This window comes from Sporosarcina sp. YIM B06819 (assembly GCF_033485175.1).
Taxonomy (GTDB): Bacteria; Bacillota; Bacilli; order Bacillales_A; family Planococcaceae; genus Sporosarcina.
The window spans coordinates 116298-132538 of sequence record NZ_JAWLIQ010000006.1; the positions used below are offsets into that span (position 1 = coordinate 116298).

Below are 16241 nucleotides of genomic sequence, written 5' to 3' on the forward strand. Positions count from 1 at the left end.
ACCTCGCGGGAAATGACGACTGCAATGATTGTTGATGCGATAAACACACCTGCCATTAGAAACAACATGTGAATTCCCTCCTTGAAAAACTATCAATATAATTTACGCATAGACTTATCTTACCACGAAATGCTTAAAGTTTCGAGATAGCTTTTAAAACAATATCCGTTGAATGACGAGCAGCGATAGGAAGGAACTCATCAAAACTAATCGATGATTCTTTTCCTGCGATATCTGACAATGCACGGATGACTACAAAAGGTGTACCAAATTGATGACAAACTTGCGCAACAGCTGCCGCTTCCATCTCCGCTGCAATCATTGTCGGGAATTGCTCTTTCACTTTATCAACATGCTGTGCATCGCTCATGAATGTATCTCCAGAAGCAATTAACCCTGTCGCATGTGCATGTTCACCAATCTCTTCGACAGCAGCGCGGGCTACGTCAATCAGCTTGACATCTGAACGATATGCCGCAGGCTGTCCAGGCACTTGCCCAAGCTCATAGCCGAATGCTGTCACATTGACATCATGATGGCGCACTTCATCTGAAATAACGACCGTCCCCACTTCAAGTGACGCTAAAAACCCACCTGCTGACCCTGTATTCAATACGACATCTGGCTTAAAATTATTCAAAAGAAGCGTTGTTGCCATAGCAGCATTCACTTTACCAATGCCACTTTTCACAAGAATCACCGTATGTTCTTTGATTTGTCCTTCGATAAATTCACAGCCCGCAACTGTCGTTGCTTGCCCAGAACCGATTTCTTCCCGTAACAATTCTACTTCTTCTTCCATTGCCCCAATTACTGCGATTCTCATGCTGCTTCCTCCACTCGATTCATAAATAAACTAGTTACCATGTCAATACTCAAAGTCCAACGTCTTTAATACATCCATCTTAACAGGTTTCCAGCCTTCGCCATCCACCCACTCTAAATAGACACGATATTTTTCTGCTTTATCAGTCGAAGAAACAATGCCTACAGACTTCTGCGGTCCACCGCCATTCTTGATTTTCCAAAAGATCATTGCATTTTGTGAAAGCCCAGTTGCATACGCAAGTGCTTGCTGTTTTTCAGCCCAGTCAACCGATTCCCGATCATACTGCGATGCGTGTTCGCCTGATTGAGTTGTACCGATTGGTTGCCATGCTGCACTTATTATAGTCTCGGCAACGATATCATCATCCGACGTGACAAAAGTAACTGAACCAACACTTTTATCTTCTTCCTTTATTTCAACTTCTGGCTCAGATGGTGTTTCTTCTGTTTCAGCAGGTTTCTCACTTCCTGAGGATAAAGATTCATCTTCCTCTGCTTCATCCTTGTCCTCTTCAATAGTAGCTTCATCCTCAATTACTTCACTTTCGATATCCTCTGAAGATTTGTCAGTACCGTCTGTTGCAAACAATTCTTCCGTCGCCACATTTCCATCGTCATCATTTCCAAGGAAAATCGTCGAAGCCACAATGATAATGAGTACGACAACGACCCCAATCATGATATTCAAAATAGTACTTGAACGTTTGCGATTTTTGTTACGTCTTGCCCTTGAAAAGTCAGGTCCTCTTTCAGTCATATGTCATCATCCTCCATCTCCATTTTGTTGGCCATTTACAATGTAGTAGACGATTCTTAAGATGATTTGTTGCGTAAGAAATGCTTAAAAACCACCTTCTAAAATAGAAGGCGGTTTTTAACAACTCATTTTATTTCAAGAATGACAACTAGCATTTCTCCGCCAGGCGTTATAATTTTCACTTCTTCGTCTTTGCGGCGGCCAATTAAGCCTTTAGCGATCGGTGAGTCATTTGAAATAAGACCTTCGATTGGATTAGCTTCGGCAGAACCAACAATCGTATACGATTCTTCATCGCCATCCGGCAATTCTTTAAATGTAACCGTTTTCCCAAGTCGCACTTCATCGGTATTCATCTCGTCTTCAGTAATAATCACAGAATTACGGATCATAGACTCAAGCGTTGAAATTTTACCTTCAAGGAAACCTTGATCTTCTTTTGCAGAATCGTATTCCGAGTTTTCCGAAAGGTCGCCATAACTGCGTGCAATTTTTATGCGTTCAACGATTTCCTTACGCTTAACTGTTTTTAAAAACTCAAGCTCTTCTTCTAATTTTTGTTTACCTGTTACAGTCATTGGAAACTTCTTCTCACTAATCATTTTACAACACTCCTCATATTCCTCTTCATAAAAATACTATGCCACTCCCGCGATAGGTATGCGACATAGTGTTCATCTGTATAGAATTCTGTCATCATCATATTACAGTTTCGTTCCAGATTCAAGAATTGTTTTTATTTTTGTAACCATTAGGTCTATCGCGACTTCGTTATGACCACCTTCCGGAATGATAATATCAGCATATCTCTTCGTTGGTTCAATGAACTGGTTATGCATCGGACGAACGACTGATAAATATTGGTCAATGACTGATTCGATTGTACGACCTCGTTCTTTAATATCCCGCATCATGCGGCGAATGATGCGTAAATCCGCATCTGTATCAACAAATAACTTTATGTCCATCAACTCACGTAAGCGGACGTCTTCCAGCACTAAAATCCCTTCCAGGATAATAACGTCCTGTGGTTCAATGTGTACTGTCTCATCAGACCGTGTATGTAATGAATAATTGTACACTGGTTTCTCCACCGGTTTGCGAGTTAGAAGGCTCTCTACATGACTGATCAATAAATCTGTGTCAAACGCCAGCGGATGATCATAATTCGTTTCAAGTCGCTCCTCAAACGCCAAGTGAGACTGATCTTTGTAATAATAATCCTGCTCAATAACGACGACAGAATGCTCTTTAAACACCTCATAGATTGAGTGGGTAACGCTTGTCTTACCGGATCCCGAACCACCGGCGATACCGATGACGAGAGGTTTTCTGGATTGCATATTTAACTTCTCCTTAGCCTATCATTATTTCTTCACTGCAATTAATAGCCCATCCCCCACGGGTAGCAAGGATGTCTCATACTCCGGATTGGCCATAATCCACTTTGTGAATTCTTTCAAATTACGTATCATCGTACGATTGCGTCTTGGAATTTCTTGTTCATCATATAGTATGACACCATGCATGAACATATTGTCGCAGTAAATAACGCCGCCTTGAGTAACGGTCGGTGAGTATTTTTCAAAGAAACGTTGATATTGTCCTTTAGCAGCATCGATGAACAAGGCATCGTAGGTTTGATTAAAAATTTCAGCCTGCTCTGTCAACAAGGCATCTGCTTCAAAGATGGTGATTCGCTCTGAAAGTCCACTGCGGGTAATATAATCGACAGCTTTCGCATATCTAGCAGTATCTCGTTCAATCGTCACGACTGCAGCATCCGGCAATGCCTCGGCTATTCGAATAGCAGAATAGCCAATTGCACTGCCAATTTCAAGAATACGTTGCGGCTGTTGAAGGCGTAACAGGCTGATAAACAGCTCCATACCGCCTCTATCCATAATCGGCACATGATGCGCTGCTGCATACTGTTCCATTTCAACGACAAACGGACTTTGCTCTTTGTTAAAATTGGCTATATATGCCGCATACTTAGTCATTCTGTTCCTCTCAGTCTCCGGACAAATACAGGTCACGGTTTTTCAAGTGTTGATCGTACGAATCAGTGAAATGATTGACACCTTGCTTATCCGCCAGGAAATAAAGATAATCCGTCGTAGCTGGGTCAATTACGGCTGCGAGCGACGATTTCCCTGCTCCAGCAATTGGTCCTGGTGGTAATCCTTTATTGACATACGTATTGTAGGGGTCTTGCACTTCCAAATCAGCATAGAGAACCCGGTCCTTATGTTTCCCTAACGCGTAAAGGACAGTCGGATCTGTTTGCAACGGCATATCAATCTTCATGCGATTATAAAATACACTCGCAATGGTTTCCCTGTCCGATTGTGCTGTCGCCTCTTCTTCTAATAAGGAAGCAAACGTTAGTAACCAGTGCACCGATTTTTCTTTGCTTTGGAGATAATCTAAAAATGGTGTAACATTTGTTGCTGTCGCTTGAACCATTGTATCCACAACTGTCGCAACCGTAGGCTTTTCCTCATAGAAAGGATAAGTTGCAGGGAATAAATAACCTTCTAACGGATATTTAATATGTTCTGCTCGAATATCCTCTGTAATAATAGTTGAATATTTCCCCATCAGCATATTAATCGTCGCTTCATCATTAACATAGTCCAAAAATTCTTTTGCTGGAATTCCTGCGCGCTTTTCAACAACTGCGGCAATTTGCTGCAAGGTTAAACCTTCCGGGACCGTCATCGTAAATACGGGTTCCCTATACACTCGTCCTGTTTTTAGACTTTCGATTAATTCGTCCAATGTCATCGCCTTCGTCAAACCGTATGTACCTGCCTGAAATTGCGATTCATTATTGAATTTTGCATAATACTTAAAGATGCGGGCATCCTTTATAATTCCTTTTTCAGCCAATCGGGCAGAAATCGTGTCCAGACCTGAACCAATCGGAATTTCGACTTCAATGACTTCCTCAGAATTCGGATCAATTGGCTGCAATGCACCTGTTATATACTTATAGACTGAACGACCGCCGATAAGTCCAACAATCAAAACAACTAGTGTTATGATCACAACAATTCGCCTAATGATTTTCACTTCTTTCTTCTTTTCACGCATTCGTTCGAACATAATATCCTTTTTCGAACCATTTTCCATGCGCTATCCACCTCTTTCGATTGAAGCATCCATCAAAGCTCCTTACCAGTTACAGCAATGCAAAAAACGGAACGGCCTGCACCGTCCCGTCCGTGCACTTATGGATTACTCTTCGTCTTCGTCCTCTTCAGCAAGGAACGTGTTTAACATTTCTTCAATCATTTCCCACTCAGCGTCATCTTCGATTGGCAATAATTCGCCATCTACATTATCTTCAGAAGGTACGAAAGCAGATGCGTGAATTTCAACTTCTTCATCGTCATCCGTATCGTCTTCGCCTAATACGTGATAAAGTACGTAAGATTTACCAAATTCCTCTGAATCGAATGTGAAAATAACCTCACATACGTGCTCAATACCATTCTCATCTACAATCGTCATTGTTTCTTGTCCGTGTTCCATTCCGATCACCTCATCAATTTTTTGAATCAAGATACCCTTGAAGTATCATGACTGCTGCCATCTTATCAATAACAGACTTCCTTTTTTTACGACTCACATCTGCGTCTATTAACACACGCTCTGCTGCCATCGTCGTCAGCCGTTCATCCCACAATGTTGCTGGGAAACCGAATGTATCTGTCAAAAGTTCCGCATAATTTTCAGATGCTTCCCCTCTCGGTCCAACTGTGTTATTCATATTTTTGGGGTAGCCAACTACAAATCCACTAACATCGTATTCCTTTACGAGTTCTTGAATTCTTTCCATGCCAAACTGGCCGGCACTTTCATCGATCTTTATCGTTTCAATGCCTTGGGCTGTCCACCCAAGAGCATCACTGATCGCAACGCCGACCGTTTTGGTCCCAACATCCAATCCCATTGTCCTCAATTCGGTTTGCCTCCGTTTTCACGGATATAAAACTTCACAAGTTCTTCAAGAATCTCGTCTCGTTCCAATTTCCGAATTAAATTACGTGCTTCCTCATGACGTGGTATATATGCAGGATCGCCCGATAGAAGATAACCAACAATCTGGTTGATTGGGTTATAGCCCTTATCATCAAGTGCCTTATGCACATGGAGCATAACCTGCTTCACTTCTTGCTCCATCGACTCTTCGGGAAAATTGAATTTCATCGTCTTGTCGTATGAATTCATGATCGACACCCCGCTTTCAGATCATCCGTTTTACGAACCAGGTAGCTTGCTGATGTTCATTATACCCGATTTGTATTACTTCATCAATCGCGCAGAAGCACATTAAACAGATTTGACATAATCATACACGGATTGTAGCGCTTCATCAAGTTTTGATGCGTCTTTTGCTCCAGCCATCGCCATATCTGGTCGGCCTCCACCTTTACCATCGCATTGTGTGGCTACATGATTGACGATTTGACCAGCATGATAGTTCCCTGATTTTAAATCATCTGTCACACCCGCAACAAGCATTACTTTGCCATCTGCTGCCGCTCCAAGAACGATGACCGCGTTTGATAACTTCTGTTTCATTTCATCCATCATCTGACGGAGTCCATTATTATCTTTCACATCGACACGTGTTGCAATAACCGACACATCACCGATTTGTTGCGCCGCCGCTAGTACATCTGCTAACTGACTGTTCCCTAGTTTAGCAGAAAGTGATTCATTGTCACGCTGAAGCTCTTTCATATCCGCTAGTACAGTGCCAATTTTCGTGACAAGGTCTTTTGGATTTGATTTCAACAGACTTGCCGCACTGACAAGCGTCGCTTCCTCTTCTTTGAATGAACGGTAAGCCTGTTGCCCTGTTAATGCTTCAATACGACGTGTACCTGCTCCGATTCCACCTTCAGATACTAGCTTGAATAAACCGATGACAGACGTTGATGCAACATGACAGCCTCCGCAAAGCTCTAATGAATAATCGCCTACTGATACAACGCGGACAACATCTCCGTATTTTTCACCGAAGAGTGCCATTGCGCCCATTTCCTTCGCTTCTGCGATTGGTTTTTGCGCAATATCCACTGTGATATCTTGCCATATTTTCTCGTTGACAATTTGTTCAATTGTTTCAAGTTCTTCTTTCGTCACTTGACCGAAATGCGAGAAGTCAAAACGTAATCGATCTGGTCCTACATACGAACCTGCCTGATTGACGTGTTCACCAAGCACTTCTTTCAATGCTTTATGGAGTAGATGCGTTGCAGTATGGTTTCGGATTGTCAGTTTTCGCGCCTCTTTATTAACTTCAGCTTGAATTGTCGCACCTGTTAGCAGTTCACCCGAACGGATAATTGCAGTATGCAAGTTTTGACCATTTGGTGCTTTCTGAACATCCTTGACATCCGCAATGAATGTATCGCCAGTGATTGTCCCTTTATCCGCCACTTGTCCACCGCTTTCTGCGTAGAACGGTGTTCGATCTAAGATGAACTGAATTTCATCCCCTTCTGATGCACTGTCTATCAAAGCGCCCTGTTGCAATAAAGAAACGACTGTTGATTGACACTCCAGCGTATCATAACCGATGAATTCACTTTCGTCATGAATTTCTCCTAGTACGCCCGACTGAACATGCATAGAATCGACGTCTTGACGAGCTGCACGTGCACGCTTACGCTGATTGTCCATTTCTGCGTCGAAGCCAGCACGGTCAACTGTGACGCTTGCTTCTTCTGCAAATTCTTCCGTTAGTTCAAACGGGAAGCCGTATGTGTCATATAGACGGAATGCATCCGCTCCTGCAATCACAGCTGTGCCAGATGATTTAGCTTTGTCGATAACTCCTGTCAAAATCGCCAATCCTTCATTCAATGTTTCATGGAAGCGCTCTTCTTCGTTTTTAATAACTTTCATGATGAAAGCTTGTTTAACATCCACTTCCGGATAGAAGTCTTTCATCACTTCCCCAACGACTGGTACAAGGTCATACATGAACGGTTTGTGAATGCCTAATTGTTTAGCAAAACGCACGGCTCTACGCAATAATCTTCTTAGTACATAGCCACGTCCTTCATTGGATGGCAATGCTCCGTCTCCGATAGCAAAAGCAACTGTACGAATATGGTCTGCAATGACTTTGAAAGCTGTATCTTTCTCGTCATCGACACCGTATTTCTCACCAGAAACTTGTTCTGTTGCCCGAATGATCGGCTGGAAAATATCGATATCGAAGTTCGTCGGAACGTTTTGAATGACAGATGCCATACGCTCAAGTCCCATACCTGTATCGATATTCTTTTTTGGTAGTGGAGTGTACGTATTGTCTGGATTATGGTTGAATTCTGAGAATACCAAGTTCCAAATTTCAAGGTAGCGTTCGTTTTCTCCACCTGGATATAATTCAGGATCCGAGAAATCATCTCCATATGATGGTCCACGGTCATAGAAAATTTCTGAGTTCGGACCACTTGGACCTTCACCGATATCCCAGAAGTTACCTTCTAAACGAATAATACGATGCTCTGGAATGCCGACTTGATCACGCCAAATTGCATACGCCTCTTCATCTTCTGGATGAATCGTAATCGACAATAGTTCTGGATCAAAGCCAATCCATTTATCATCCGTGAGGAATTCCCATGCATGAAGGATGGCTTGTTCTTTGAAGTAATCGCCGATTGAGAAGTTCCCTAACATTTCAAAGAATGTATGGTGACGCGCTGTTTTCCCTACGTTTTCAATATCATTCGTACGGATTGATTTTTGTGCATTTACGATACGTGGATTTTCCGGCACAACACGTCCATCAAAATATTTTTTCAGTGTTGCGACACCACTGTTAATCCATAGTAGGGATGCATCATCAATTGGCACAAGCGGTGCGGATGGCTCGATACTGTGTCCGTGTTCTTTGAAGTATTCTAGGAATAGCGTACGAATTTGTGACGTTGTTAAGTTTTTCATGAATGATTCCTCCTTATTTTGTGAAAATGCATGGAAGGCGGCTTAAGTGCGCGACTTCCTGTAAGGTCATGCATCCTAAGTACGCCACATCCTGTGGGCGAAACACAAAAAATCCCCGCCCCTAAAACAAGGGACGAAGATGTTAGTCTCGCGGTACCACCCTAATTACCGAATGACTTGCATTCGGCATCTCTGGTTGCCTTAACGCGGCGGACGGCAGGGATGAGCTGCACTCAGGAGTAGCTTTTCGACATGCACCCTCGAAAGCCCTTTCAGCCAAGGGGCTTCTTTCTGAACGAGTAGCTATGTGTACTTTCTCCGTCAACGTATTTCATATGATGAATGGATTGATTATAGAAAAGTTCAGGATGATTGTCAATCGGCAACTTCAAGAAAGTCGTAAGGTGTAACACCTTTCATGCCAATCATTGGGTCGATTGTAATGAATGTATCCACCGTCAACTCATACACTTTTGGTTGCGTGGCCTCTTCTGGCGCTTGCACTTCGGATTGTTGCTCGGAAACGACTTCACTTTCTGGCACAACAACATCGCCATTCAAGCGCTCTTTCAACGTCGTCTGTCTCTCAAGTTCATCCGTTCGATTAATACCCGCTCTAAACTCCTCCGGCTCCCCACATAGAATCAGAAAATTTTTCGCTCGCGTAATCCCTGTATACAGTAAATTACGCCGCAACATTTTACGTTGACTACGAACGACGGGCATAATTACAATCGGAAATTCGCTCCCTTGAGACTTATGAATTGAGCAGCAATACGCCAATGTAATTTGGTTCAAATCATTGCGCTCATACGTCACTTCAATGCCATCATACGACACGACAAGCAACTCTTTTTTATCAATCGTCTCTTTTGCTTTGATAATGGAGATGACCTCCCCCATATCCCCGTTGAAAACGTTACTTTCGGGTTGATTGACAAGCTGCAGCACTTTATCACCAATGCGGTAAACAACTTCACCAAACACAACTTCTTTGCGCTGGGGTCCTGGTGGATTAACCATTTCCTGAATCATCTTATTCAAGCCATCAATACCAGCCGGACCCTTATACATCGGCGCTAGCACTTGAATGTCTTTGATATGATGTCCTTTGGCTATGGCATTTTTCACAACTTGTTCGACCACTTCTAAAATACGGTCAGCGCCCGCTTTAATAAACGATCGATCGGATGTCTTTTGCGTAATATCTGCGGACCATTCGGAGCGTTTAATCATATGAGCCATTTCAATAATCGTTGAACCCGCGCTTTGTCGATAAATTTCAGTCAGTTCAACGACGGGTACTTTGCTTGACTCCAGCATATCCCTGAGCACTTGACCTGGTCCGACTGGCGGTAACTGGTCTTGGTCACCCACGAATAATAATTGGACATCATCCGCTAGTGCTTTCAGTAGCTGATGGGCGAGCCAGGTGTCCACCATCGACATTTCATCGATAATAATCAGACGACCCTTCACTTCCCGCTCCGTCTCTTCTTCCTTTTCCAGTCCGTTAAATCCAAGCAAGCGGTGAATCGTCATGGCAGGCAAGCCCGTCGATTCGGACATCCGCTTCGCCGCACGTCCTGTTGGCGCCGCTAAGACAATCGGAAACGGCTCTTGCTTTTTAGCGTATTCCTTCGGATCGAGCGACAAGCCATGCAGTTCCGCATAGACCTCAACGAGACCACGAATAACAGTCGTTTTCCCCGTCCCCGGACCACCCGTTAAGATCATCGCGGATGAATGAAGTGCAGTCTCAATCGCTGCTACCTGGGTTTCTGCATAGTTGACACCGAGCCGTTCTTCCACTTCTCCAACCGCTTTTCTTATTTCAGACACCGGAAATTGGTCTGTTGTATCATTTTGCATAATTCGCTCAATCTTTGACGCAATGCCGATTTCAGAAAAATACAACGACGGTATGTAGAGTCTACGCCCTTCCGCCGCTAGCTTCCCTTCCTCAACCAATTCAATAATTGCCCGGGAAATAGCATCAAATGGAATTTCAATAGACTGACTCATCTCAAGGAGACGCTTGACCTCCGGTAAAACCGCTTCAGCTTCTAGGAAAACATGTCCTGCTGATTGCACCGCCTGATTCATCGAATGGAGAATCGCAGCTTTTATCCTTGAGGGATGATTCCCCGTGATGCCAAGATTCTTCCCTAATTCATCGGCACGCTGGAAGCCAACGCCTTCAATCTCTTCAATCAATCGATAGGGATTTTCAGTCAGCTGTGAAATGGCTTCTTCTCGATACGTTTGATAAATACGCATGGCGATTTGCGGACCGAATCCCCATTCATTTAACTGGATAATCGTTCGCTCAAGGCCCATATTTTGTGCAAGAACAGAGACGAGTGTCTCTTTCTTTTCATCTGATAGTCTCGGAACCACATCTAAGACAGATGGATTATCTAAAATTTTCTTAATAACGTCTTTACCAAGTTTTTTGACAATCGTTTGCGCTGTTTTCATCCCAATACCAGGAAATAAATCACCCGACAAATAATGAATCAGTCCCGTTTCCGTCGCCGGCATTTCCTTGGCAAACGTCTGCACATCAAATTGCGCACCGTACGTTGGATGATTGACAAGTCTACCCGTAAATTTATAATCCTCTTCAGCTGTTAGCTGTGGAAAGCTCCCTTTGACGATAATTTCCTTGTCCTCATAGCCGCTGTTCGTGTCGCGCACTTTCAATTTGACAATGGTAAAAAGGTTGTCGGGATTATGGAAGATAGTCACAACCGGTCGCCCAATCAAAAAAATTTCATCTTTCTTTGTTGCCTCCATGTGTCCTTCCATCACCGCCACCCCTTACTTGTCGTTTTCACCCAGTTGAATCATGTCATAAATATAACGCGCTTGTACATGCTCTGGATCAATTGTAAATGCCTTTTCGAGATGTGCAAGTGCATCAGCCTTCTGTTCTGTTGACACAGCATACAAGAAGCCTAAATTATAATGAGCATCAGCATTTTCTTCGTCTTGTTCGATAATGAAACGGAATTCAGCTCCCGCTTCTGTAAAGAGTTCCATATTCGCCAGTACTATTCCATAAGATAAGCGAATTTCTAAATCATCAGGCGCCAATTCAGCTGCCCGCTGCAAGTAAGGCAACGCTAGTTTTTCATTGCCCGAACGTTCAAGGCTTTTACCGAGCATGAAAAAAGCGTCTGCTTCTTCAACGCCATGACGGATCGCTGTTTCGTATAATTTAGCCGCTTCTTCGTAACGCTCTTTATTGTAATAAAGATTGGCAAGACCGTAAAAAGCTGTACCCGCTTCCGCATCGAATGTGATGGCTTTTTGGAAAAACGGCTCGGCTTTTTCAGCATCCCCGAGTGAAGCAAAGACATTGCCTAAGTTAATGTAACCAACAGCATTTTCCGGATCGGCTTCAACCGCTTTGACAAACGATTCTACCGCTTTCTCATATTCTCCATCTTGTAGTGCAGTAATACCGATTTCATTGTAATTCATCTTCAAATTCCCCTTATCCAACGTATTCAAGTTGTCGTCCATTTTTAATAACCGTATCGATTGTTCCGCCGCCAAGACACTCGGCCCCATCATAGAAGACGACCGCCTGACCTGGTGTGATAGCACGTACGGGTTGTGCAAATGTAACAGTAGCTGTACCATCGCCTGTCAGCTCAACTGTCACGCTTGTATCTGGCTGACGATAACGGAATTTTGCCGTACAAGTAAATGTCGTTGGCAACTCACGCACTGTTGAAAAACTAACATCAATAGCCGTCAAGCTATCCGAAAACAGCGCTTCGTTATGGAAATTTTGGCCAACCAGTAGCACATTCGTCGCCAAATCTTTACCAAAAACAAACCATGGGTCACCTGCTCCACCAATACCCAAACCGTGGCGCTGACCGATTGTATAATACATAAGTCCGTCATGACGACCGACCACTTCGCCATCCATCGTCTTCATAACGCCAGGCTGTGCTGGCAAATACTGCCCGAGGAATTCCTTGAAATTGCGTTCGCCAATAAAACAAATACCCGTAGAATCTTTTTTCGCCGCAGTCGTCAGTCCCGCTTCAACCGCTTTTTCACGCACTAAGCTTTTATCCAAATGTCCAATCGGGAACATGACTTTTTGCAATTGTTCCTGCGTCAGCTGATTGAGGAAATACGTTTGATCTTTGTTTTCATCTTTTCCACGTAGCATGGACACGCCGCCTTCTACTTCAACGACTTGTGCATAGTGGCCCGTTGCCAAATAATCTGCACCTAAACTCATTGCGTGTTCCAAGAATGCTTTGAATTTAATTTCTTTATTACACATAACGTCCGGGTTTGGTGTACGCCCTGCTTTATATTCTTCAAGGAAATAAGTAAAAACTTTATCCCAATATTGTTTTTCAAAATTAACTGCGTAGTACGGAATACCAATTTCGTTACATACACTAATGACATCTTCATAATCTTCTGTTGCTGTACAGACCCCAAATTCGTCCGTATCATCCCAGTTTTTCATGAAAATGCCGATGACATCATAGCCTTGCTCTTTTAATAGAAGTGCCGCAACGGATGAGTCGACGCCGCCTGACATGCCGACGACGACGCGCGTATCCGCGGGTGCTTTTGCTGTTCTCATATGTTTTTCATCCTTTGTAAGTTCATTTCACTAGTCTTTTCACAATTTCCGCTGTTGTTTCTGCTGCTTTTTTCACGCTGTCTTCATCAAGACCAAGACCAAAGCTGAAGCGCACTGAATTTCGTAGCTTCGGTGAGCCCTCTCCAAACATGGCAGTTAGTACATGCGATGGATCAAGCGAACCTGCTGTACATGCTGAGCCACTCGATACAGCAACGCCTGCAATATCGAGATTGACGAGAAGTGATTCAATATCAGTTCCTGGGAAGCTAATATTGAGGACGTGTGGAAGTTTTTCTACACGGTCATGGACGTTCACTTCGTAAGAAACACCTTGGTCATCTAATACAGTCGTTAAAATGTCAGCGTATCGCTTATAATTCGCCACATTTTGGTCCATCGCTTGTCCTGCAATGGTTACCGCCTCTGAAAAAGCGACAATGGCAGGAATGTTTTCTGTGCCCGCTCGTCGTTTCCGTTCCTGCTCTCCACCGAATAATAAAGGTGTCGTATCGGTTCCTTTGCGCTGATAGAGGAAGCCAATTCCTTTAGGTCCGTTCAATTTATGGGCTGATACGGATAATAAATCGACACCGAGTTCATCCACATCCAGCGGAACGAGACCATACGCTTGGACAGCATCTGTATGGAATTTCGCTTGATGGTCTTTCACTAATTCGCCGATTTCACGAATCGGTTGAATGGTGCCAACCTCATTATTACCGTACATAACAGATACCAAAATCGTTTGATCCGTCAATGCGTTTTTCACTTGTTCGACACTAATTTGCCCATTGGTATCCACTTCTAAGTACGTAACGTCGTAGCCAAGCAATTCCAGTTGTTTACATGGATTTAAGACAGCATGGTGTTCGATCGTTGTCGTAATAATATGGTTTCCTTTGTCTTTCATCGCTATAGCCGTACCAAAAATCGCGTTGTTATCCGCTTCTGTACCACCCGATGTGAAAACTATTTCTGCAGGCTCTGCGTGAATGGACTGAGCTAACGTTTTTCTTGCGTTATCCAACCATTTTCTAGCTTCTCTACCATTGCTATGAATGCTAGAAGAGTTACCAAAAATAGTTTGCTGTAGTTTATAATGCGTTGCGCTGACGGCCGGATGGACTGGCGTCGTCGCCGCATGGTCTAAGTAAATTGTTGTCATAATATCAGAAGACTCCTTTAAATATAGAACATATAACTATCACGTTCAGCCGTTTGGCCAGAATCTATTAAGTCTTGAATCGTTGTCGTATCGAGCACACCGCGGACAGCATCCCCAATTCGATGCCAAAGTTCGTGTTGTGGAACATCCGTCCCCTCAAGCCCTTCAACAAGCTGAATCGGCCCTTCAAGTATGCGGATCACATCGCCAGCCGTAATTTCCGTTGGCAACTTAGCAAGCATATACCCGCCATATGCACCGCGGACGCTTTTCACGATACCGCTATTGCGAAGCGGAGGAATTAGTTGTTCAAGATAAGCTTCAGACAACTCCTGTTCTTCGGCAATTTTTCGTAGCGGTACAGGACCTTCTCCATACTTGCGACCAAGCTCCACAACGATTGTCAATCCGTAGCGTCCTTTTGTTGAAATTTTCACTAATAAACCCCGTCCTTTTCTTACAGTTTGCTTCAAAATAGTATATCATAAATGGTTATCAGCTAGCTTGAAATGACTTCCTTTCATCTAATGTTGTATACTGGAAGAACTGTTGTACGAGGAGTGACCACATGCATAATGAACCATTGGCGTATCGTATGCGTCCTAGAAATATTGACGAGATTGCAGGGCAGAAAGATATTATCGGAGACAAGACAGCTCTTTACCGAATGATAAAAAACGGACATGTTCCTTCCATGCTATTGTACGGAGAACCCGGAATCGGCAAAACATCGCTGGCACATGCAATTGCCGGCACCAGTGATCTGCCTTTCATCGCAATGAACGCGACGGTTTCTGGCAAAAAAGATGTAGAGAGCGTTGTGGCAGAGTCACGGATCACAGGAAAAGTATTATTATTTCTCGATGAAATTCACCGGTTTAATAAATTACAACAGGACACACTACTACCCCATGTTGAAAGTGGAGCGATTGTGTTAATCGGGGCAACGACAGAAAATCCCTACCACGATGTCAATCCCGCCATTCGTTCAAGATGTGGCGAAATTCGGCAGTTATCAAGGTTGGAACCAGAAGATTTGTTGGAGGTCCTTCACAATGCCCTGACGGATGAAGAGCGTGGTCTCGGCAAAATGACAATTAGCATCACGGATGACCAGATTGCGTTAATTGCGGAGGGTGTTAATGGAGATGCACGCAAAGCGTTAACCGTGCTCGAATCAGTCATTTCTGCCAGTGACGAAACGGACGGGAAAACCATCGTCGAGGACTGGCTGATCGAAAACTTGCTCGGTCGGATTGGTTTATTCGGCGATAAAAAAGGGTCGCATTTTTACAATCTATTATCTGCGTTGCAAAAATCCGTGCGTGGTAGCGACGTCAATGCCGCCATGTATTATCTAGCTAATCTTTTGGAGATTGGTGATTTAGTAGCGGTATCTAGAAGATTACTTGTGATGGCGTACGAAGATATCGGACTAGCTTCCCCTGAAGTAGGTCCGCATGTCCTCGCAGCAACAGAAGCCGCAGTACGATTGGGTATGCCTGAAGCACGCATCCCACTTGCCAACGCTGTCATTGAAATGTGTCTAGCTTCCAAATCGAATTCTGCTTATAAAGCATTCGATGCCGCCGTAAAAGCGATCAATGAAGGTAAAACCGGAGATATTCCCCTCCATTTACGTGACGCCCATTATGCAGGCGCAGCCGAGCTCGGACACGTCGGCTACAAATACCCACACGACACACCACTCGGTTCATTTGGTGGCTGGGTCAATCAACAATACTTACCCGACAAGCTGGTTGGGACTGAGTTTTATAAGCCTGTTGGTGCAGGTGAGGAAAAGAAGTTGGCTGCTATTTATGAGAAGTTAAAGGATTTTCGTAAGCAGAAGTAGGAAATAACCTCCCTTCAAACAGCGGGAGGTTATT

Annotated in this window: 16 protein-coding genes and 1 other annotated feature; of the genes, 1 reads left to right on the plus strand and 15 read right to left on the minus strand. The window is 43.7% G+C overall.

The window, feature by feature from the left end; genetic code table 11:
- Positions 1 to 133 precede the first annotated feature (133 nt).
- From mtnN to cymR, 15 genes are all read right to left on the minus strand, one after another.
- The gene (gene mtnN, locus R2B72_RS04585; RefSeq protein ID WP_318615119.1) at positions 134 to 826 is read right to left on the minus strand and encodes a 5'-methylthioadenosine/S-adenosylhomocysteine nucleosidase; all 693 of its coding nucleotides are present in this window, start codon (positions 824 to 826) and stop codon (positions 134 to 136) included.
- A 42-nt stretch (positions 827 to 868) separates the two neighbouring features.
- Positions 869 to 1585 carry a YrrS family protein gene (locus R2B72_RS04590; RefSeq protein ID WP_318615121.1) on the minus strand — a complete coding sequence of 239 codons (717 nt, stop codon included), beginning with the start codon at positions 1583 to 1585 and terminating at the stop codon, positions 869 to 871.
- Positions 1586 to 1710: 125 nt separating this feature from the next.
- A complete protein-coding gene (gene greA, locus R2B72_RS04595) occupies positions 1711 to 2187 on the minus strand; it encodes a transcription elongation factor GreA (RefSeq protein WP_318615123.1) in 477 nt (158 codons plus the stop codon).
- A 102-nt stretch (positions 2188 to 2289) separates the two neighbouring features.
- Positions 2290 to 2928 carry a uridine kinase gene (gene udk, locus R2B72_RS04600; RefSeq protein WP_318615124.1) on the minus strand — a complete coding sequence of 213 codons (639 nt, stop codon included), beginning with the start codon at positions 2926 to 2928 and terminating at the stop codon, positions 2290 to 2292.
- A gap of 24 nt (positions 2929 to 2952) precedes the next feature.
- Entirely contained in the window at positions 2953 to 3588 is a 636-nt protein-coding gene (locus tag R2B72_RS04605; RefSeq protein WP_318615125.1) for an O-methyltransferase, read from the minus strand.
- Between the two features lie 10 nt (positions 3589 to 3598).
- Complete coding sequence (gene mltG / locus R2B72_RS04610; protein ID WP_318615126.1) at positions 3599 to 4723, minus strand: endolytic transglycosylase MltG; 1125 nt, start codon at positions 4721 to 4723, stop codon at positions 3599 to 3601.
- A 105-nt stretch (positions 4724 to 4828) separates the two neighbouring features.
- Positions 4829 to 5125, minus strand: a complete 297-nt coding sequence (locus tag R2B72_RS04615) for a DUF1292 domain-containing protein (RefSeq protein ID WP_318615127.1) — start codon at positions 5123 to 5125, stop codon at positions 4829 to 4831.
- A gap of 13 nt (positions 5126 to 5138) precedes the next feature.
- Positions 5139 to 5555, minus strand: a complete 417-nt coding sequence (gene ruvX / locus R2B72_RS04620; RefSeq protein WP_318615128.1) for a Holliday junction resolvase RuvX — start codon at positions 5553 to 5555, stop codon at positions 5139 to 5141.
- On the minus strand, positions 5552 to 5824 hold the full coding sequence (locus tag R2B72_RS04625; protein WP_318615129.1) for an IreB family regulatory phosphoprotein: 273 nt from the start codon (positions 5822 to 5824) through the stop codon (positions 5552 to 5554). Before R2B72_RS04625 ends, ruvX begins: the two co-directional genes overlap by 4 nt.
- Positions 5825 to 5926: 102 nt before the next feature.
- The gene (gene alaS / locus R2B72_RS04630; protein ID WP_318615130.1) at positions 5927 to 8560 is read right to left on the minus strand and encodes an alanine--tRNA ligase; all 2634 of its coding nucleotides are present in this window, start codon (positions 8558 to 8560) and stop codon (positions 5927 to 5929) included.
- A gap of 126 nt (positions 8561 to 8686) precedes the next feature.
- Positions 8687 to 8894 (minus strand) — a binding site (T-box leader).
- Between the two features lie 41 nt (positions 8895 to 8935).
- Positions 8936 to 11371, minus strand: a complete 2436-nt coding sequence (locus R2B72_RS04635) for an ATP-dependent RecD-like DNA helicase (protein ID WP_318615131.1) — start codon at positions 11369 to 11371, stop codon at positions 8936 to 8938.
- A gap of 12 nt (positions 11372 to 11383) precedes the next feature.
- Positions 11384 to 12049, minus strand: coding sequence for a tetratricopeptide repeat protein (locus R2B72_RS04640; RefSeq protein ID WP_318615133.1), 666 nt, complete (start codon positions 12047 to 12049; stop codon positions 11384 to 11386).
- A gap of 13 nt (positions 12050 to 12062) precedes the next feature.
- Positions 12063 to 13184 carry a tRNA 2-thiouridine(34) synthase MnmA gene (mnmA, locus tag R2B72_RS04645; protein WP_318615134.1) on the minus strand — a complete coding sequence of 374 codons (1122 nt, stop codon included), beginning with the start codon at positions 13182 to 13184 and terminating at the stop codon, positions 12063 to 12065.
- A gap of 22 nt (positions 13185 to 13206) precedes the next feature.
- Positions 13207 to 14352 (minus strand): cysteine desulfurase family protein, encoded by a 1146-nt coding sequence (locus R2B72_RS04650; protein ID WP_318615135.1) that lies wholly within the window; start codon positions 14350 to 14352, stop codon positions 13207 to 13209.
- Between the two features lie 17 nt (positions 14353 to 14369).
- Positions 14370 to 14789, minus strand: coding sequence for a cysteine metabolism transcriptional regulator CymR (gene cymR / locus R2B72_RS04655; protein ID WP_318615136.1), 420 nt, complete (start codon positions 14787 to 14789; stop codon positions 14370 to 14372).
- A gap of 131 nt (positions 14790 to 14920) precedes the next feature.
- Here cymR and R2B72_RS04660 point away from each other — a divergent pair, with 131 nt between their 5' ends.
- Positions 14921 to 16207, plus strand: a complete 1287-nt coding sequence (locus R2B72_RS04660; protein WP_318615137.1) for a replication-associated recombination protein A — start codon at positions 14921 to 14923, stop codon at positions 16205 to 16207.
- Positions 16208 to 16241 lie beyond the last annotated feature (34 nt).